Annotated in this window: 19 protein-coding genes; 7 read left to right on the top strand and 12 right to left on the bottom strand. The window is 55.1% G+C overall.

Features of this window, described 5'->3' with window-relative positions:
• Positions 1-598 precede the first annotated feature (598 nt).
• Genes KUE00_RS08515 through KUE00_RS08525 form a run of 3 tightly spaced genes read left to right on the top strand, consistent with a single transcriptional unit; the run spans position 599 to position 3,113 of the window.
• Positions 599-1,621 carry a methionine ABC transporter ATP-binding protein gene (locus KUE00_RS08515; protein WP_246759350.1) on the top strand — a complete coding sequence of 341 codons (1,023 nt, stop codon included), beginning with the start codon at positions 599-601 and terminating at the stop codon, positions 1,619-1,621.
• On the top strand, positions 1,614-2,282 hold the full coding sequence (locus KUE00_RS08520) for a methionine ABC transporter permease (RefSeq protein WP_246759351.1): 669 nt from the start codon (positions 1,614-1,616) through the stop codon (positions 2,280-2,282). Before KUE00_RS08515 ends, KUE00_RS08520 begins: the two co-directional genes overlap by 8 nt.
• A gap of 18 nt (positions 2,283-2,300) precedes the next feature.
• A complete protein-coding gene (locus KUE00_RS08525; protein WP_246759352.1) occupies positions 2,301-3,113 on the top strand; it encodes a MetQ/NlpA family ABC transporter substrate-binding protein in 813 nt (270 codons plus the stop codon).
• A 65-nt stretch (positions 3,114-3,178) separates the two neighbouring features.
• On the opposite strand, the gene KUE00_RS08530 is transcribed toward KUE00_RS08525, so the two are convergent.
• The 3 genes from KUE00_RS08530 to KUE00_RS08540 all read right to left on the bottom strand — a co-directional run bounded on the left by KUE00_RS08530 (position 3,179) and on the right by KUE00_RS08540 (position 5,056).
• Positions 3,179-3,547, bottom strand: coding sequence for a VOC family protein (locus KUE00_RS08530; RefSeq protein WP_246759353.1), 369 nt, complete (start codon positions 3,545-3,547; stop codon positions 3,179-3,181).
• Positions 3,548-3,634: 87 nt separating this feature from the next.
• Positions 3,635-4,318: a helix-turn-helix transcriptional regulator gene (locus tag KUE00_RS08535; RefSeq protein ID WP_246759354.1), complete on the bottom strand. Its 684-nt coding sequence runs from the start codon at positions 4,316-4,318 to the stop codon at positions 3,635-3,637.
• Between the two features lie 42 nt (positions 4,319-4,360).
• On the bottom strand, positions 4,361-5,056 hold the full coding sequence (locus KUE00_RS08540) for a B3/B4 domain-containing protein (protein WP_246759355.1): 696 nt from the start codon (positions 5,054-5,056) through the stop codon (positions 4,361-4,363).
• Positions 5,057-5,099: 43 nt separating this feature from the next.
• On the opposite strand from KUE00_RS08540, the gene KUE00_RS08545 reads away from it, so the two are divergent.
• Positions 5,100-5,705, top strand: a complete 606-nt coding sequence (locus tag KUE00_RS08545) for a helix-turn-helix domain-containing protein (protein ID WP_246759356.1) — start codon at positions 5,100-5,102, stop codon at positions 5,703-5,705.
• 37 nt (positions 5,706-5,742) lie between these two features.
• Here the strand turns inward: KUE00_RS08545 and KUE00_RS08550 are convergent, their stop codons facing one another.
• From KUE00_RS08550 to KUE00_RS08575, 6 genes are read right to left on the bottom strand one after another with little or no spacing between them, the layout of a single operon-like run.
• Positions 5,743-6,780 carry an ABC transporter substrate-binding protein gene (locus tag KUE00_RS08550; protein WP_246759358.1) on the bottom strand — a complete coding sequence of 346 codons (1,038 nt, stop codon included), beginning with the start codon at positions 6,778-6,780 and terminating at the stop codon, positions 5,743-5,745.
• Between the two features lie 34 nt (positions 6,781-6,814).
• Positions 6,815-7,966, bottom strand: coding sequence for an amidohydrolase (locus KUE00_RS08555; protein ID WP_246759359.1), 1,152 nt, complete (start codon positions 7,964-7,966; stop codon positions 6,815-6,817).
• Positions 7,967-7,975: 9 nt separating this feature from the next.
• Positions 7,976-8,785 (bottom strand): amino acid ABC transporter ATP-binding protein, encoded by an 810-nt coding sequence (locus KUE00_RS08560; RefSeq protein ID WP_246759360.1) that lies wholly within the window; start codon positions 8,783-8,785, stop codon positions 7,976-7,978.
• The gene (locus KUE00_RS08565) at positions 8,785-9,732 is read right to left on the bottom strand and encodes an amino acid ABC transporter permease (protein ID WP_246759361.1); all 948 of its coding nucleotides are present in this window, start codon (positions 9,730-9,732) and stop codon (positions 8,785-8,787) included. The genes KUE00_RS08560 and KUE00_RS08565 overlap by 1 nt, the downstream gene beginning before the upstream one ends.
• Positions 9,733-9,741: 9 nt before the next feature.
• On the bottom strand, positions 9,742-10,251 hold the full coding sequence (locus tag KUE00_RS08570) for a GNAT family N-acetyltransferase (RefSeq protein ID WP_246759362.1): 510 nt from the start codon (positions 10,249-10,251) through the stop codon (positions 9,742-9,744).
• A 15-nt stretch (positions 10,252-10,266) separates the two neighbouring features.
• Positions 10,267-11,187, bottom strand: a complete 921-nt coding sequence (locus KUE00_RS08575; RefSeq protein WP_246759363.1) for an ABC transporter substrate-binding protein — start codon at positions 11,185-11,187, stop codon at positions 10,267-10,269.
• A gap of 230 nt (positions 11,188-11,417) precedes the next feature.
• Between KUE00_RS08575 and KUE00_RS08580 the strand changes: the two genes are divergently transcribed.
• Both KUE00_RS08580 and KUE00_RS08585 read left to right on the top strand, forming a co-directional pair.
• The gene (locus tag KUE00_RS08580) at positions 11,418-12,329 is read left to right on the top strand and encodes an MsnO8 family LLM class oxidoreductase (RefSeq protein WP_246759365.1); all 912 of its coding nucleotides are present in this window, start codon (positions 11,418-11,420) and stop codon (positions 12,327-12,329) included.
• A gap of 9 nt (positions 12,330-12,338) precedes the next feature.
• Positions 12,339-13,658: an LLM class flavin-dependent oxidoreductase gene (locus KUE00_RS08585; RefSeq protein ID WP_246759366.1), complete on the top strand. Its 1,320-nt coding sequence runs from the start codon at positions 12,339-12,341 to the stop codon at positions 13,656-13,658.
• Positions 13,659-13,903: 245 nt separating this feature from the next.
• Here KUE00_RS08585 and KUE00_RS08590 read toward each other — a convergent pair whose 3' ends face one another.
• Positions 13,904-14,851, bottom strand: a complete 948-nt coding sequence (locus KUE00_RS08590; protein ID WP_246759367.1) for a sulfonate ABC transporter substrate-binding protein — start codon at positions 14,849-14,851, stop codon at positions 13,904-13,906.
• 314 nt (positions 14,852-15,165) lie between these two features.
• On the opposite strand from KUE00_RS08590, the gene KUE00_RS08595 reads away from it, so the two are divergent.
• The gene (locus KUE00_RS08595; protein WP_246759368.1) at positions 15,166-15,576 is read left to right on the top strand and encodes an Exc2 family lipoprotein; all 411 of its coding nucleotides are present in this window, start codon (positions 15,166-15,168) and stop codon (positions 15,574-15,576) included.
• A gap of 102 nt (positions 15,577-15,678) precedes the next feature.
• On the opposite strand, the gene KUE00_RS08600 is transcribed toward KUE00_RS08595, so the two are convergent.
• Positions 15,679-17,817 carry a beta-glucosidase gene (locus KUE00_RS08600; RefSeq protein ID WP_246759369.1) on the bottom strand — a complete coding sequence of 713 codons (2,139 nt, stop codon included), beginning with the start codon at positions 17,815-17,817 and terminating at the stop codon, positions 15,679-15,681.
• 9 nt (positions 17,818-17,826) lie between these two features.
• Positions 17,827-19,644, bottom strand: coding sequence for a glycoside hydrolase family 15 protein (locus tag KUE00_RS08605; RefSeq protein WP_246759370.1), 1,818 nt, complete (start codon positions 19,642-19,644; stop codon positions 17,827-17,829).
• Positions 19,645-19,666 lie beyond the last annotated feature (22 nt).

The raw sequence follows: 19,666 nt of genomic DNA on the forward strand, positions 1-19,666 counted from the left end.
TTACAGGTAAATCAAGGATATAGCGTGAAAAGATTTGCAAAGTTACGTGGCGGCAAATAGTCGGGTTTTTGAAAAAAAAACACCAAAGAATCAATAGGATATTTTGTAAAGATTATTGTCTCAAAATCTTACGGTACGCTTAACGGCCGTTGATAGAGAGTGAATGGCCGCGGGCGTGGATGCAGTCAAGATGAGCATTTATGGCCGAACGCCATTTGTTCAGCCGCGCTGTCTGCACTACAAAGATTATCTTCATGGCGTCATTGCCTGTAAGTCAGCACCCTGAGCACTTCCGTGGCGGTTTTTTCGGCATTTAAGCCACTTATGACGCATTTCTGCCCAACTGATAGCCGTCCGGATGGCAATAACCTACAAAGCAAACGATTTACTGGTAACATTGCGCGTCGGTTAGCGCCACTTTTGGCAGGAGACTTCTAATCAATTCCTTTTGGTTATATGTCATGAGATTTGAATCTTGCACAATTCGGGACGGGCTAACCCGCATCACGTATTATACGCTTCACCAATAATATATTAAAAAATAGTCAGTTTATTACTCAGCTAAAGGCTGAACAACACGGGAAAAAACAGGCGACAAATGATAGTTTTGCGTAATGTTTCCAAAACCTTTGATGCCGCTACTGGCCCTGTGACGGCGGTTGATAACGTCAACCTGCAGGTGGCGCAAGGTCAGATCTACGGCATTATTGGCTACAGCGGCGCGGGCAAAAGCACGCTTATTCGCCTGCTGAACGGCTTAGAAAAACCGACCTCCGGCAGCGTGGTCATTGCCAATAAAGATATCGCGCAGGCTAAAGGCGAAGCTCTGCGTCAGGCGCGGTTAAAGATCAGCATGGTGTTTCAGCACTTTAACCTGCTCTGGTCGCGTACCGTCAGCGAAAACATCGCGTTTTCGCTACAGATTGCCGGTGCGCCAAAAGCCGCAATTAAAACGCGGGTGCAGGAACTGATTGAGCTGGTTGGCCTGAAAGGTAAAGAAAACGCTTATCCTGCTCAGCTCAGTGGCGGACAGAAGCAGCGCGTCGGCATCGCTCGCGCGCTGGCGAATAACCCGGAAGTTCTGCTGTGCGATGAAGCAACGTCAGCGCTGGATCCGCAAACGACCGACGCTATCCTCGATCTGCTGCTGGATATCAACCGCAAGCTGCAGCTGACTATTGTGCTGATCACGCACGAGATGCACGTGGTGCGCAAAATCTGTCATCGCGTGGCGGTAATGGAAGCGGGCAAAATTGTGGAAGAGGGCGAAGTGCTGTCGGTATTTACCCATCCGCAGCAGCCGATCACCCGCCAGTTTGTTAAGCAGACGACGGAATACAGCAACGCCGATACGCCTTTCAATCCTGAGCTGATTGACCGTGCGGCGGGCAGCGTGCTGAAGCTGACCTTTGTGGGTCAGAACACGCAGCAGCCGATTGTTGGCGCGCTGACGCTTAAGTACGGACTGCCGTTTAATATCCTGCACGGCAAGATGACGCAAACCACCAACGGCACCTTTGGCGAGCTGTGGTTACAGGTTGCCGCCAGCGGCGACAGGCTGACAGCTATCCTGGCCGATTTACACGCCCACGCCATTACGACCGAGGTGGTTCATGATTGAGACTCTTTTTCCACACCTGAAGCTGGACCAGCTTTGGGACGCAACCTGCGAAACCCTGTACATGACCGCGTGGTCCGGCGTGGCAACTTTTGTGCTGGGGATTATTTTTGGCCTGGCGCTGTTCCTGACCGCGCGCGGTGGACTGTTTCAGAACCGCGCGGTCTATTCCGTGATCTCGGTGCTGGTAAACGTTTTCCGCTCTATTCCTTTTATTATCCTGATCGTATTACTGATTCCGTTCACCAAAACGCTGATCGGCACCATCCTGGGTGCGAACGCGGCGCTCCCGGCGCTGATTGTTGGCGCGGCGCCATTTTATGCGCGTCTGGTGGAAATTGGGCTGCGTGAAGTGGATAAAGGCGTTATTGAGGCCTCTCGCTCGATGGGCGCACGGCTCAGCACGCTGATTTTCCGCGTTCTGCTGCCGGAATCTTCTCCGGCGCTGGTTTCCGGTATTACGGTAACCCTGATCGCGCTGGTCAGCTACAGCGCAATGGCTGGCGTTATTGGTGCAGGCGGTCTGGGGAACCTGGCTTATCTGGAAGGTTTCCAGCGTAACCACAGCGACGTTACGCTGGTGGCGACGGTTATGATCCTGGTCATCGTTTTTATTATTCAGTTTCTGGGCGATTTCATCACAACACGGCTCGATAAACGCTAACACTTGAAGGATTAAATAATGAAAAAAACACTGACGCTGCTGGCTGCGGCAACGCTGGGCGCACTGAGCCTGAGCGCATGGGCTGATACCCTGACCGTTGGCGCATCTAACGTGCCGCACGCGGAAATTCTGGAGCAGGCGAAGCCGATTCTGGCTAAGCAGGGCATCGATCTGGAGATTAAACCTTTCCAGGACTACATCCTGCCAAATACCGCGCTGGCCAGCCACGATATCGACGCCAACTATTTCCAGCACGTGCCGTATCTTAACAGCGTGCTGAAAGATCACGCCGACGACAAGAGCTATGACTTTGTCAGCGCGGGCGCTATCCACATCGAGCCAATCGGTATCTACTCTAAGAAATACAAGTCGCTGAAAGACCTGCCGCAAAACGGCAAGGTCATTATGCGCGACGCGGTAGCTGAAGAAGGCCGTATCCTCTCTATCTTTGAGAAAGCAGGCGTGATCAAGCTGAAGCCTGGCGTAAGCAAAGTTGACGCGCGTATCAGCGATATCGTTGAAAACCCGAAACACCTGAAGTTCCTGGCGAACGTCGAAGGCGCTCTGCTGCCGCAGATGTATAACAACGACGAAGGCGACGCGGTGGTGATCAACGCTAACTACGCCATTGACGCGGGTCTGGATCCGGTAAAAGATCCTATCGCGGTAGAGAGCGGTGAGAACAACCCGTATGCCAACATCATTACCGTGCATCGCGGCGATGAGAACAAGCCGGATATTAAAGCGCTGGTAACCGTGCTGCACTCTAAACAGATTCAGGACTGGATCCGCACCAAATATAAAGGCGCGGTGATCCCGGTTAATAACTGATTATTTTAAAGAAAGGCCGGGAAACCGGCCTTTTTTATCCCGCTCGCTTTACCTTTAGCGCACTTTTATTCCAGACAACAAACCCGAATCCGCTGCCCATCGGGATCGATAGCCACAAAGGTATAGCCAAAATCCAGCGCAACCGGCTTTTGAATCATCGTAACCAGCTTGTTTCCCCATTCGATAAAAGTGTCATCAACCTCTTGTCTACTGCCTGCCGTAATAAACAGCTCGCCAGAACTTTCCTGCCTCTGCGGAGCCAGCGGCTCGGCGGTGTATTTTGACCACAGTCCCAACTGAAAGCCGCCTGGCAGGGTTATCTGACAAAAGGTGGGAAAAGCTTCTTCGTGCTGAAGATGAAAAAGGTCGGCATAGAAGCGTGCGCTTTTAACGGGATTAGCAACGTACAGGATGGTCATAGTGGCAGAAATCATCTTTTTTCCTTTCGGGGTTAAGTAGTTTTCTGCACTATAAAATTATCGAGTGACAGTTTCTGTCAGTAGCCTTACGCCTTTCTCACGTCAGGTGGTTATTTGCTGCTGCTTTTTCCATGCCATCAGCAGTTCATGATGCTGACGGGGATAGCGCTCCGGTAATATCGACAGCTGGCGGATGCGGTCAGTACGAAAATGCCGCAGCTGCTGACGACGTTCGCACCAGGCCGCCAGCAGGCGCACGGTATCGAAATAACCCAGCGCGATGGGCCAGATAATGCGGGTGGAGCAATCTCCCTGGAGATTTTCATAGGCTATTTCAACTTTATTACACTGGCGGATAGCCCGACGCAGTTCGGCCAGATGCGTTTGCGGAAAGAAGCGTTCTGCGGGGCCGACCAGCAACGCCTGATTCTCAATGGCAGGTTTTAGCGAGGCAGGAATAACGCTATGGATTTTTGCCAGCGCAGCGCTGGCCGCCGCCGTTAATTCCGTATCGCTACGCTTTTGTACCCAGTGAAGGCCAAGCATCAGCGCTTCGATCTCCATACGGGTAAACATCAGCGGCGGCAGCAGGTAATCTTCACGCAGCACATAGCCCATGCCTGCTTCCCCTTCAATACAGGCACCTTGCTGTTTCAGGCTGGCGATATCGCGATAAAGCGTTCGAACGTTAACGTCCAGCTTTTCCGCCAGAAAGGCTGCCGTGACCGGATAGCGATGGTTGCGCAGGAGTTGAATCAGGGTCAATAAACGTTCGGTACGGTTCATCGCGTTCGCTTCTTTTGTGTGAATTGCGAGGCTTAACTTACATTAAGGCACGCCAAAACCGAGCAGGTTTTTTGTCGTTTTGACGCCGGGCATCATCAATTCCAGACCGCGAATCAGTTCGTTACCCGCTTCCTGCAACGCTTCCAACGGCATCGACGGCAGGCTTTCCAGAATAAACCACATCCGTTGCGCGTTGGCATCCAGCCGGGTTCTGATACCCTGACGCCAGTTCCAGCGACGGCAGGTCACGCCTCGATCGTCGCGCCAGATAACTTCGCCAGGTTCGGGCGATTCACAGACAATATTTCCCTCTTTCTGGGTATCAAACGGTTCGCTGCCGTCGGCAAGAAGCAGCCGTGGCTGGCCGATATAGGCGGCAAAGTTTTCACCACCAACCGGAATCGCATAGCGAAGGCTAATGGCGTTGTAGAGATCGACAACGGGATCGATAGCCGCCAGCGTACCGTCGCGCTGCACGCGCTTACGCAACGCTTCGGCGGAACAGGGGGTGCGTTTTGGCTTAGCACCAAACTTTTTAAAGGTTGATGACCAGTCTGCCAGATGGGCTTCGGCCCAGGGAATGCTATCGGCAGTAACCGCACCGCAGGCAAGCGCGAGAAACTCGGCGGCCACTTGCGGACGAGAGACCGGCGCGGCTTCTACCACAATACTTAAGGCACGAAACCCGGGAGCCAGTTCGGCGACAGCGGGATCGATTGACGGCGTAACTGTAAACATTCCATAATCCTTTAGTGACTAATTTATCCTATAGTAGTGACCAATGACCAAAAAAGTCAATAAAACGACCGAGGCGGGGGCCGATCTGCACAGCGTTAGCGCCGCCGTTTCCCGCAGCATTAAAACCCACCGTAAAGCGCAAAAGCTTTCGCTGGACGAGCTTGCCCGCCGGGCGGGGGTCAGTAAGGGGATGCTGGTGGAGACAGAAAAGGGCACGGCAAATCCCAGCATCGCCATTCTGTGTAAAATTGCGGCTGCACTTGGTTTGTCGGTAGCAGATATCGTTAACGTGACCGATTCACCTTCTGCATGGCTGATTGCCAGCGAAGAGATACCGACACTATGGCAAGGCGAAAAAGGCGGATCGGCGCGGCTGCTGGCCGGCACCAGCGGACCGGATATGATCGAGCTGTGGCGCTGGGAAATGTATCCCGGTGAACTTTTTGCCTCGCCGGGACATCCGGTGGGAACGCTGGAACTGCTGCATGTGGAAAAGGGCACGCTAAGCCTGCAAACCCAAAGCGCTATACTGACAATTAAAGCGGGTTGCTCGGCGGTCGCCAGAACGGACACGGCGCACCATTATGCCAATCAGGGCGTAGAGACCCTGATTTTCACTATGTCCGTTGCGGAGCTGCACCGCAGTTAAACTCGTTCGTTTTTTAGCGCTAACGGCTTTAAAGTCGTTAGCCCATAGCATGATGTTGTGAATGTGATGAAGGCAGCAGGTCCGGTACATAGTGTTGGGCAAACAGGCGGGCATTGGTGTCCGGGCGGATAACGTTGATGGTTTTCAGCTCGTCAACGTAGATGGCAATTTCTTTACGCAGCTGCTCGCCGGTGGAATGGTGCTGATGCGTGTGCTCGCGAAGCATGGCGGTGATATCGGCAATCGGCACCTGGCCCGGCACGAAAGGCGCAAAGATCTTCGCCGTTTCCGCCGGGTTATCGGCCGTCCACTGCTGGGCATCCACAATCGCCTGAGTAATGGCCCGGGCTACTTCAGGATTATCGCGCACCAGCGATCCACGCAGGCCAAGCACGCAGCAGGTCATCTGACGGTATTCATCGCTGAGGTTATTATCCACTTCAATCAGGCCGTCACGATGTTTGATCAGCCAGCCTTGCGGATCGTCCGTTGCCAGCGCCTGAACTTCGCCTTTACGCAGCGCTTCGCCAAACAGGTCGGCGGGATACTGTAGCCAGTTCACCTGCTTATCAGGATCGATACCCAATTTTGCCAGCTTGATAGCAAAGAAATTGCGGATCGGGCTGGCCTGATCGGTGACCGCCACGCTTTTTCCCACCAGGTCTTGCACGCTGTTGATCCTGGCTGAAGAGGGGGCCAGCAGCCGCATACAGCCGCCGTGTGTGCCAACGGTCAGATCGACATCGAAGCCTTGTTCCAGCGGCTTAAGCCAGCGCAGCGCCATGCCGATGCCGCCATCTGCCTGGCCGGTCGCAATGGCCTGCAATAGCGCATCGGTTGGCCCGCTAAAATTCACCGGTTCGACGTTCAGGCCATATTTTTTAAAGAAGCCCTGTTTTAGCGCTACGGAAATGGGCGCCTGGCAAACGGCGGTTTGTCCCCAGGCAAGCTTGACGGTTGTTAATTTGTCGCTCTCGGCCGCCCGGAGAGAAAAGGTTGGAGCGAGCACCGTGCCCGCCATGATTAGCCCTGTTTTTTGCAGAAAGGAACGGCGTGAGAAAAAAGCTTCGGCCATGATTAATTCCTTGTGTTGCCGATGATAAAGAGCGCTAAACCGTGACAGGCTGTCGCTCGGAAGCAGAAACTTTTTCCAGCGCGCGTACGGCTAACCCACTGAAATAATGAGCGGCAGGCGCAAGGATGGCTTCATCTGGCGCAAAGCCCGGATGATGCAGGCCATAGTGACTGGCGCTGCCGATACTGACGAAAGCGCCCGGGATCTGCTGCAAATAGAAGGCAAAATCTTCGCCACCCATTTGCGGTCCGATGGGCTCAACGTGGTAGCCGCTTTCTACCGCCGCCTGCAGGCAAAATTCTGCCCATTCCGGCGTATTGTTTAGCACGGGCGGGCCAGCCTGCCAGATAAGCTCCGCTTCTGCGCCCATTGAGGCGGCCACGCCTGCAATAAGCTGGCGCATCTGTGGCTGAATATGCTGGCGAATAGCATCATTGTGGGTGCGTACCGTGCCTTCCAGCTCAACGGACTGCGGCAGCACGTTCCAGGTATTGCCGCCGCTGATGCGCGTAACGCTGACCACTACTGATTCCAGCGAGCTGTAGGTACGGCTGGGCAGGGTTTGCAGTGCGGTAACGATGGCGCTGGCAGTGACGATAGTATCAATGCCTTCCTGCGGACGAGCCGCGTGCGCGCCTTTTCCGGTAACCTGAATGGTAAAGCGGTCTACGTTGGCATAAAAAGCGCCGCCGCGCGTGCGCAGCGTACCGAGCGGCGTATCAGGTGCGTTATGCATACCGAAAATGGCCTGCACGCCTTTTAATGCGCCAGCGGCCAGCACCTGTTTAGCCCCGGTAAAAATCTCTTCGGCAGGCTGAAACAGAATGCGCACGCGGCCCGGTAGCGATTGCTCTTTGGCCTTCAACAGGCGTGCCGCGCCCAGCATAACGGAAGTATGTAAATCGTGGCCGCAGGCATGCATCACACCGGTATTGACCGATTTAAACGATGAGGAAACGGCTTCCTCGACAGGGAGCGCGTCAATATCGGCACGCAGCGCGATCAGCGGTTCACCTGAACCCATTTCTGCCACTACGCCCGTTTTCAGACCAAAATCGATTTCGCGAACGTTTTCCTGCTGTAGCCATTGGCGGATCCGGGCCGTCGTGGCAAATTCCCTGTCGGACAGCTCCGGATGCTGATGGAGTTCCCGCCGCCAGGCAATTAACTGCTGCTCAAAATCCATCTTTTCCTCCTACAGGACGCGTTCCAGAAAGCGTTGCGTACGTTGGTGACCAGGGCGATTCAGCACCCGATCGGCGCTACCGCTTTCAACAATTTTGCCGTCGACCATAAACACCACGCGGTCGGCAACCTGTCTGGCAAAGCCGATTTCATGCGTGACCACCACCAGCGTGACGCCGGAGCTGGCCAGTTTTTTAATCACTTCCAGCACCTCGCCAACCAGCTCCGGATCCAGCGCGGAAGTTGGCTCATCAAACAGCATGACTTTAGGGTTCAGCGCCAGCGCGCGGGCGATAGCGATACGCTGCTGCTGGCCGCCGGAGAGCTGGCGCGGCCACGCGTGCGCTTTTTCACGCAGACCAACGGTGTCCAGCAGCTCAAAAGCTCTGTTGATAGCCTCACGCCGCGTCAGTAGCCCGTGAACAATGGGGGCTTCAATAATGTTATCCAGCACGGTCATATGCGGGAACAGGTTGAAATTCTGAAACACGTAGCCAACCTGAATGCGCTGTTTCAGAATCGCCCGCTCTTTTAACTCATACAGTTTGTTGCCTTTACGACGGTAGCCGACGTAGTCGCCATCAATTTGAATAAAGCCTTCATCGACGCGCTCCAGATGATTAATGGTGCGCAGTAACGTTGACTTACCGGAGCCGGAAGGGCCGAGGATCACCGTTACCGTGCCGGGTTCGATAGTCAGGCTAACGTCGTCCAGCGCGGTAAACGCGCCGTAACGCTTGCTGATATTGGCGATCTCAATTTTTCCCACGCTGGCCTGTGCCGATGCGGTACGTGGATATAACTCAAGCGCTTCTGACATCACGATTCTCCTTCAGCGTTGGGCACCGCGCGGCGAAAAAACGGAAAGCGAGCGGGGCGAACCTGCCGCACTACGCCGCGCGAAAAATAGCGTTCGACATAGTGTTGCAGCACGGATAACACGGTGGTGATCAGCAGATACCAGATGCTGGCGACCATCAGCAGTGGAATAACCTGCTGCGTACGGTTATAGATAACCTGAACGGTGTAAAACAGCTCCGGCATCGACAGCACGTAAACAATTGAAGTGCCTTTAGCCAGGCTAATCACCTCGTTAAAGCCGGTCGGCAAGATCGCACGCAACGCCTGGGGAAGAATAATGCGGAAAGTACGACGATGCGGTGGCAATCCCAGCGCGGCAGCCGCTTCATGCTGGCCTGGATCGACGCCGGCGATACCACCGCGAATAATCTCCGCGGTATAGGCCGCCTGAACCAGCGACAGCCCCAGTACGGCAACCGAAAACTGATCCAGCAGGTCGGTAGTACTGTGGGTAAAGAACACCAGAGAAGTAAAAGGAATACCCAGCGACAGGCTGTCGTACAGGTAAGAGAAGTTATACAGAATAATCAGAACCAGCAGCAGCGGCAGTGAGCGAAACAGCCAGATATAGGCCCAGGCCAGCGTCTTTAATAGCCAGGATTTGGAGAGCCGTGCCAGCGCCAGCCCGGTGCCAAGAACCGAACCAAACAGCGTGCCAAAAAGCGTTAGCAGCAGCGTTTTGCCTAGCCCGCTTAAAATAGCCGGATCGAAAAACCACTGGGCGAATACGTTCCATTCCCAGCGCGGATTGGTGGCAACTGACTGCACAATTCCGGCAATGATAAACAGCGCAAACAGCGCGCCCACCAGTCGCCACGGATAGCGTGCCGGAACAACTCTTAAGGTAGCGTGCTCGGCGTGGACGTGAGGTTCAGCGCGGCCTGCATCATAATCGGGATTTCTCATCGCTTTTCCTTACGCGCTGCGTTTAACCGGCTGCCTGAGCAGCGTTTTGGTAAAAGGTAAGCGACCATCGAAAGGCGGTTGTGAATAGCGTTCTGGATCGACACTGGTGTCAAACTGCGGCTGGTAGCCGTGCGACAGATAAAGCCTGACCGCTTCCGGCTGGCGAAAGCCGGTAGTCAGAAATACCGATTCATAACCTTGCAGCGTGGCCAGCCGCTCAAGTTCCGCCAGCACTCTTTGCGCAAGGCCCTGACGGCGCATGCTGCGGTGCGTCCAGATACGTTTCAGTTCGGCAGTAGTGACGTTGTAACGCTTGAAGGCACCCATCGCAATGGGGGTTTCATGGCGCAACAGTACGATAAAAGCGCCATGCGGTGGCGCATAGAGATCCAGCGGTTCCTCTTCCTGCTCGCCAAAATAGTCGCCATAGCGGTCACGATATTCCTGGAATAAGCCATCAATAATCGGCTCAATGAGCGGGTCGGTCGGTGTGGTATGGATAAAGGTATCTTCAATCATCTGCTGCTCCCGAAATCAGTCGCCGAGGCCCGGCGGGTTGATTTCTGAACGATCAATTTTATCGACGCTCTCGCCCCAGCGTTCCAGCACCTGGGCATAGCTGCCGTTGGCGATAGCGCTGTTCAGCGAAGCCTGCACGGCCTGGACAAGGCCGCCGTCCTTCTTCAGCGTCACGGCGACGTTAGCGGTTTTTGGCCAGCCGCCCGCCACCACGCCTACCAGTTTGGTTCGGCCGGTGAGTTTGGCTTTATAGGCGCCGGTTGGGTTAGGAACGAAGGCGGCGTCGGCACGTCCGGACTGAAGAGCCAGCGTGGCGGCAGCATCGTCGGTGACATAAAGAGGCTGCACGGCGGCGAGGCCTTTAGCGCGGTTTTCTTTATCCCACTCCAGTAAAATCGCTTCCTGGTTAGTGCCGGAGCCAACAATAATGCGCTTCCCGGCGATATCCGGTGCGGAATCTATTTTGGTAATTTTGCTGGTGCTTTTAACGTAAAAACCGATGTTATCTTTACGATAGGTGGCAAAGTCATAGCGCGCTTTGCGATCCTTAGTCACGGTAATATTATAAATAGCCGCGTCATATTTTCCGGAGGTCACGCCAAGCGGCCAGTCTTCCCAGGCGGCCGGAACAATTTTCACTTTTAATCCCAGTCCATCCGCTACCAGGCGAGCAATATCCGCTTCGCTACCAATCACCGTTTTATTATCGCGGGCAAACAGGCCAAACGGCGGCGCGCTGCCTAATACCGCCGTAGCCAACGTCAGCGTGCCGGGCGTCACAAATTTATAATCAGCCGGGATCAGGGAAGCCGCCTGCGGATTTAACGGGGCATGAACGGGTTTTTCATTGGCAATCAAGTCGATACCCGGCGCAGCCTGCGCGCTCAGGCTAAGGCCCAGCAAAAATGCCAGCGTGGTTAAGCGGTTGCTATTCATCCTTTTTCCCTGCGATGTGTTTTTTGTGCACTATTGCGGATGGCGGAATTGAAGTAAAACAACAAAAACAAATAAAGATAGCGGGAAATAACAATTGATTATGGCGAGATTAAAAGGAGTGATAATTTTCTTTCTAATATTAAATAATGCAAATGCAAAGCTGTATTTAATATTTAGCCCTGCCGTTTTTATATGAAATTCTCGCTGTAAGCATCCAGAGGGAATTTATTATGCCTTATCAATTAAGTCTTTTAGACCAAAGTCCGGTCGCGGAAGGACAAACGCCGCAGGCCGCACTGGCGGCCACGCTGGCTTTTGCCCGCGAGGCGGAACGGCTTGGCTATCGGCGGCTGTGGGTTTCAGAACATCACGACAACGAGCGTCTGGCGGGCAGCTCGCCGGAAGTGCTGATAGCCTGGCTACTGGCGCATACCAGCCGTCTGCGCATCGGCTCCGGCGGCGTGATGCTGCAACATTACAGCCCGTATAAGGTGGCGGAAAACTTTCATCTGCTGGCGTCGCTGGCTGATGACCGTGTTGACCTGGGCGTCGGCAAAGCGCCGGGCGGATTACCGCTGTCGACTAAAGCCTTACAGGGTGCGCTGGCCGGGAAAAAAGACTTCGTCTCGCAGCTGGCGGAATTAACCGACTATCTGAACGCCGCCGCGTCTCCGTCTGCTGGTGAAGTGGCCAGAGCGCTTCCGGTGCCGTCCCATCAGCCGCAGCGTTTTTTACTGGGTGCCAGCCCGGAAAGCGCCAGGCTGGCCGCGCAGCTGGGCTGGAATTTTGTGTACGCCGGTTTTATCAACGCTGATGAACAGACGATGCGCGAAGCGGTGCTGACCTTTCAGGAGTATGGCAAAGGCAAGGCGCTGATTAGCCTGGCGGCGGTGGCGGCGGATACGCAACAGGAGGCCGCCTCGCTGCTGGCCGAGCAGCACAACTACCGCGTCATCCTTGGCGACAGACACGTTACCGTCGGCAGCGAAGCGCAGGCGCAGGCCTTTGTGCGTCAGGCGGGCGCGGTTGATTACCGCATCGAAAAACAGGCGCTGAACGTGGATGAATTTATTCTGCATACGCCGCTAAATAATCCCGATCGGCGTCTGCGTTCCATTACTCTGCTGGCAGGCCAGCAATAAGGAGATCGAATGAGCAAATCCATTAAGTTTGGCCTGATGCTGCAAGGCGCGGGCGGCCATATGAATTCCTGGCGTCACGCCAGCGCGCCAGCCGATGCCAGCGTCAATTTTCGCTACTTTACCGATTTAGCACAGCGTGCAGAAGCGGCCGGTTTCGATTTTGTTTTTGTCGCCGACGGTCTGCATATCAATGAAAAATCGCTGCCCCATTTTCTTAACCGTTTTGAGCCGATCGCGCTGCTGTCGGCGCTGGCCTCGGTGACGCAGCAGATAGGGCTGGCCGGAACCATCTCGACCTCTTACAGCGATCCCTTTACCGTTGCCCGTCAGCTGGCAACCCTGGACAATATCAGCGGCGGTCGTGCGGGCTGGAACGTGGTGACCTCGCCGCTGGAGGGGTCGGCAAAAAACTTTGGCAAGGTTCATCCTGCGCATTCGCTGCGTTATGAAATCGCCGAAGAGTATATCAACGTGGTGCAGGGCCTGTGGGATTCCTGGGAGGATGATGCTTTTGTCCGCGATCGCGACAGCGGCGTGTTCTTTGACGCTGCCAAACTGCATAAGCTCAACCATCACGGCAAATTTTTCTCGGTCGATGGTCCGCTAAATATTCAGCGTTCACCACAGGGCCAGCCGGTTATTTTTCAGGCGGGCGCCTCCGATACAGGAATTGAGCTGGCCGGAAGATCCGCCGATGCGGTCTTTACCAACGCGCGGGCGCTGGCAGAAGCGCAAAACTACGCACGCAAGCTGCGCGCAGCCAGCAACGGCCGCGATCCGGCGGCTATTTTCCCAGGCATCAGTCCGATAATCGGCAGGACGCCAGAAGAGGCCGAAACGAAATATCAGCATCTGCTGTCGCTGCTCTCGCTGGATGACGTGCTGGCCTATTTAGGCCGTTTCTTCGATCATCACGACTTTAGCCAGTACGATCCTGATGGACCGTTTCCGGAAATCGGTGAGCTGGGGCAAAATACGTTCCGTTCCACTACCGACAGCATCAAGCGCCGCGCGCGGGAAGGCAACCTGACGCTGCGCCAGATTGCTTATGAAACCACGTTACCGCGCGGTGAATTTTTTGGCACGCCGGAACAGGTTGCCGACGCGCTGATCACCTGGGTAGAACAGGGCGGCGCGAGCGGCTTTATCATCAGCGGGCCGGTACTGGTTGAGGCATTTAACGACTTTACACGCTACGTGCTGCCCGTGCTGGCGGAACGCGGCTACTGGCAACCGTCAGACGAAAAAACGCTGCGTGCTCGCTTAGGGATTCCGTTTAAAGCTAACCGCTATGCGGTACAAGCGCCGGAACTCGCTGAAGTCAAATAACGGCACGCCGTGCATCAAAAAATATTACGGGCGGCCTTGCGCCGCCCGCTGCTATTGCTGTTGATCCCCGGGCGTGCTGGCGTGAATCCTTGTCCTGGGGCGATAGCCTGTGAACAGTCATTCGCATCGTCCATGATGCAGGTCGGAACCAGAAAGCGAGCGCTATAAGTGACACTGTCACCTGGAGTTTATGCCAGAGCAGTCAGTACTGGCGCTATCGGCTGGTCTTGAAATGGTAAACGAGTTTATTTTTTATCCAGCGACCAGGTGGCGCTGTTAACGTTTATTTTTACCGGCAGCAGCCCGATTTGCGTGAACTTATCGGCCAGCGCCTGCTGCTCTTTAAACACTTCCGGCGTCATTCTTTCTGCGCCAAAGGGCATTCTGGCAATCGCTCGCTGCCAGACAGGCTGCGGCAGGCCCGTAGAGGCGGACAAGATTTTTGCCGTTTCCTGCGGGTTTTTATTGGCCCAGTCGCTCAGCGTGCCCAACTCGGTTAATACTTTTTCCGCCGTTTGCGGGTGTGCTTCCGCAAATTTACGACTGGCAAGGTAGAAGGTGTAGTGCGGCACCAGACCTTCAGCATTTTTTACCAGCCGGGCCTTAGCATTGGTTTCAACTTCGGCATAATAGGGATCCCAGATAACCCAGGCATCGACCGCGCCGCGCTGAAAGGCCGCACGGGCGTCGGCTGGCGGCAGGTAGACCGGCTTGATATCTTTATAGCTTAATCCCGCTTTTTCCAGCGCGGCGATCAGCAGGTAATTAACGTCCGAACCCTTATTTAACGCCACGCGTTTGCCTTTCAGATCGGCCACGGTGTTAATTGTTGAATTCTGCGGCACCACAATAGCTTCCGTTTGTGGATTGGCAGGCGAATGACCCAGATAAACCAGGTCGGCCTGTGCGGCCTGAGCAAAGGCGGGTGGCGCGTCACCTGTAGCGGCCAGATCGATACTGCCCACGTTTAATCCTTCCAGCATTTGCGGCCCGGCGGGAAATTCTACCCAGCGCACGCTGATTCCCTGTTTTTTAAATTCGCTGTCCAGCGTGCCGCGATATTTCAGCAGGGCAAAAATATTAGCCTTTTGATAGCCAATATTGACAGTCTCCGGCTGAGTTTCTGCCAGTGCCGGTTGAGCAATAGCCGCAAGTACCAAAGCGGCAACGCCGCTAACAAGATAATTTTTCATGCTTTTCCCCGTAATTAAAATCAGTCAGGGCAACATAGCAAATCGTTACGCATTGGCTTAGCGAGTAAAAGGCATAAACTTAGCTGAAAATGTTATGCGGACCATTGCCGTTGCTATTTTCAGCTCATGAATAAAAGCAGCGGCTTACCTTCAGCAAACAGGACCAGGGTAAATAAAATTATCGAGAGAGCTCACATTTCAACCAAAACCAGCAGGCCAGGCGTGTGAAACAGATGAAATAATAAGACTCAGCGACGGCATTTATTTAAATCGATTCGCTGAAAAACAAGGAATAATTAAACAAGGAAGGAATAATGAAAATGATTTTACCCTATTTATGGCTCTGTCTGCTGGTGCTGTTTTTAAACGCCTGTGCCCCACAAAGCAGCGTCGATCGGCACGCGGTCCACGTCGCGCATCAGCTCTCTGAAGCTAACTTCGATCCCCATACCCGCCTGCTGCTGGCTGACAGCATTCGCCAGATGCGTCCATGCCTGCAAACCGTCTACGATCAGGGGGTAAAAGATCGTGCCGCGGGTTTATCGAGGGCACAAATGGAAGAGAAGGTAGCCAGCTATCTCGACCCGGAAAAATTCCCGGAGGAAACGGTCAAGCATCGATTCCTGCAGCAGGTCTACAGCGCGGATAAGCCAGCGCTGGAACGTAAAATCCTGACGGAGGCAATGGCGTCTGTTTATCGGGACGGTTATGAAGGGCGACCATAGGCTGCCTGACGGCATGAAGTTAAGCCCGTCAATATTTATCACAATACTGACGGGGAGGGATCAAAGACACGCTTCGGCGTCAGAAGGTGTTTTCAGGGCGGCTCAATAACTGAACTGCTGCGCCGCCAGCGTCAGGTTAGCCTGCAGGCTAACATCTTCCGCATGGCGGCCGGCAACGATGTCATAGTCGCCCTGGGCAATTTGCCAGGCGGATTGCGTCGTATCCCAACAGGCAATCACTTTTGGCTCCAGCGTTAGCGTCACCACCCGGCTTTCGCCCGGAGCCAGCTCCGTGCGCGCAAAAGCGACCAGTCGCGGCACATACGCTTTGTTTTTTGGCTGAATATAAAGCTGTACCACATCGGCACCGGCACGCTCGCCGGAATTAGTAACGGTGAGCGACGCTTCGATTGCTGCTGCATTCGGCGTCACCTTGAGATCGCGCCAGTCAAAAGTGGTATAGCTCAGACCAAAGCCGAATCGGAACAGGGGTGTTTGCTGAGTGCGCGAATACCAGCGATAGCCCACGTCCGAGCCTTCAATATCGTAATTGATATGCACGATATCGCCTTTGACCGGTACGCCAGGCATTGAGGTGGTCGTAGCAGGATCCAGCTGTTCAGGATTGGGCAGCTGCTGTTCGCTGGCGGGAAAGCTTACCGGCAGGCGACCTGATGGATTGACGCGCCCAAACAGCACGCCAGCAATCGCTTCAGCACCGCCAGAGCCGGGATACCAGGCGGCCAGTACCGCCGCCACTTCGTCAAGCCACGGCATCGTTACCGGGCCGCCGGTTTCCAGAACGACGACCGTGTTTTTATTAACGGCGGCCAGCTTGCTAATCAGCTGGTTTTGCTCGTCGTTTAACGCCAGCCCCTCAGCGTCAAGCGCTTCGGAACGCCACTCTTCGGCAATGAAAATAACCGCATCGGCTTTTTGTGCCAGCTCGGTCACTTTTCTGACATCTTCGCCACTGGCGTAGTCGACCTCTGCCGAGCCTGATTCCGCGCGGATTGCGTGCAGAGGGGACGAAGGATGATAAATTTTATCGGTAGCAATCCCCATAAAATCAACGCCAGGCAAACGGAGGCTACCTACAGGCGTCACGGAAGAGGAGCCGCCTCCGGCCAGTACGCCAGCGTCAGCGTGGGCCCCCACCACCAGTAGCCGTTTGGCACCTTTGGGCAGCGGCAGTGCCCGGGCGTTTTTCAGCAGTACAATTCCCTGTTCCGCTTCGCGCTGTGCCTGCAGCCGATGTGCCATATAATCAATATCTCCGCCCGGTCTGGCGGGATAGTCGATTGCGCCCACGGCAAACAGGCTGCGTAAGATGCGCCGCACCATATCATCGATGCGGGCCTGAGGCACTTCTCCGGATGCCACCGCCTCGCGCAGCGGTTTATCAAACCAGGCTTGCTTATCCAGATTGGCGCCCGACTGTACGTCCAGTCCCGCCAGCGCGGCTTTGGCCGCCGAGTGCGTAGCGCCCCAGTCGGACATTACCCAGCCCTGATAGCCCCAGTCGCCTTTCAGTACTTTATTCAGCAGAAAGTCGTTTTCCGACGCCCACGTGCCGTTCACCAGGTTATATCCCGGCATCACTGCGCCAGCCTGACCAATCTCCAGGGCGATTTCAAACGCCAGCAGGTCGGACTCACGCATTGCCGCCTCGCTGAGATCTGAACTGACCACCACGCGGCCGGTTTCCTGTGCGTTGACCGCGAAGTGCTTAACGGTCGATACCACGTGCTCAGACTGGATACCGCGCACGGAGTGCCCGGCCATGATGCCGGTCAGCAAGGGATCTTCGGAAAGATATTCAAAGTTTCTGCCGCCGCGCGGTTCCCGGATCAGGTTCGCGCCACCGGCAAGCTGTACGTTAAAACCTTTAGCAAAGGCTTCGCGTCCAACCAGCTTCCCGGTCTCTTCAGCCATTTGCGGGTTAAAGGTTGCGGCCAGCAGCAGGCCGGAAGCCAGCGCGGTCGCATTATCGCCGGGACGTATGTTGCCCAACGCCGAAACGCCAAGGCTGGCGTCTGACTGCTGCATCGCGGGGATACCCAGGCGGGGAATAGCAGGGTAGTAAGCGGCTGAACCGATAGCGCCTTCCGGCAGCGGCTCGTCGCCCAGAGGGATCGCCATCGGTCCCGAAAGCCAGGCAAATTTTTCCTCGTTGGTCATCGCCTGCAGAACGAGTTCGGCCCGTTCGTCCGGCGTCAGGTTTAATGGTTTATTGCTCACGGAACCTCCTTATTCGTTAGCGACAGTCAAAGCCTGCGCCGCGCAGACCAGCGCAAGATGGCTCAGCCCCTGCGGCAAATTACCGCGCCAGCTGCCCGTACGCGTATCAAACATTTCATTGAAGATTTCGACGTTGCCGCGATCGCAGATGCCTTCCAGAATTTCATTCATCGCTGCTTCGGCCTTTTTGGTTTCGCCCATTGAGGCCCAGGCTTCCACCAGCCAGAACGAGCAGGCGACAAAAGTACTTTCCTCCTGCTCTACGCCGCTGTAGCGATAGAGCATGGCGCTATTGTGGCCCAGCTCGCGATGAATGGCGTCATAGGTTGCCAGCATGCGTTTAGGGTTTACGGTATTACCGTAGTGGTGCACCAGCGCCAGCGAGGCATCCAGCCGGTCGTCACTGCCGACATAAAACAGATAGGCCTGGCGCTCTTCGGACCAGCAGTGCTCTTCAATCCAGTCGCGGATTCGATCGCGCTCGCGCTGCCAGCGATCAACCCAGGTCGGTTCGATATGTTTGCCATCGGCCATCGCTACGGCCCGATCCAGCGCCAGCCAGCAGGCCATTTTCGAATGGGTATAGTGCTGCTCTTCCGGCAGTTCCCAGATGCCGGAATCCTTCTGGCGCCAGCTGTCGGCGCAGCAGTTTGCCAGCTCGCCAAGCATGCGCGAGGTGGCGATATCCAGCACGTGACCCGCTTCGATAAACAGGAGCGCGGTGGCGAGCATGTCGCCGTACATACTGAGCTGAACCTGATCGCGCGCATTATTACCCACGCGTACGGGCAGCGAATCCTCATAGCCACGCAGCGGCAAATAAGTCTCTTCCGGCACTACGTCACCTTCGAGCGTGTAGCAGGCGCGCAGTTTGACGCCGTGGCGAATAATGGTGTGGGTCAGCCACGAGAAGGCGGCTTTACAATCCTCCAGTGCGCCAAGATAGACGAAGGATTTAATAATCAGGCAGGCGTCGCGTACCCAGGCATAGCGGTAGTCGTAATTTTTTTCGCCGCCAATACCTTCGGGCAGTGAGGTGGTCGCCGCCGCAGCCAGCGCGCCGGTTGGTGAATACCAGAGGAACTTGAGTGACAGGGCGGAACGTTTTACATGCGGCGTAAAAAGGCCTTTATAAGAGAGGTGACCAACCCAGTCGCGCCAGGCGGCATGGCTGGTTTCAATCCTGTCGTCAATGTCGGCCAGATTAGGCACGGCCAGCGGCTCTTTCTCGCTTGCCAGTAGCGCTACCATCGAATGTGAACCGGGCGAGGTGGTTAACCGGCCGCTGATAGCTTCATCGGAACGATGGGTAATCTTAACGTCCTCGCTGGTTCGCAGCATGGTCATCAGATCGCCAATATGGAAAACCGTACCCTGATTCGTATCTGCTGCCCATGGCGAACGGGTTTCCGCTACGGTACCAAGCTTAAGATGCAGCTTCAGCTTAACTTTGCCATCAATGCCGTCAATGCGACGTGCCAGCTCGCTCCAGGGCAGACGCCCGGCCGCCGAACTGTTCAGCGATTCAGTGAGCCGCACCGAGCCGGTTTCAGTAGTAAAAACCGTTTCCAGCACGTTGCTGTCTTCGCGATAATGACGCTTAACGCTGTAGTCGTCCTCAGGTTCCAGCTGAAAAAAGCCACCGATCCCGGGATCCAGAATACGATCGAAAAGCGGTGGCGAATCAAGGTTAGGCGCACACCACCAGTCAATAGAACCGTCTGGCGCAATTAAGGCAACAGATCGTCCTTCACCGATGGCGGCATAGTCGCCCAGACCAGCAAAACCTTCTTTGCGCACGGGGGAATGGTAGGTTTTATTTTTCACTCAACGTCCCTTGTTATATATG

The organism is Erwinia phyllosphaerae, from assembly GCF_019132875.1.
In the GTDB taxonomy this organism is placed as follows: domain Bacteria; phylum Pseudomonadota; class Gammaproteobacteria; order Enterobacterales; family Enterobacteriaceae; genus Erwinia; species Erwinia phyllosphaerae.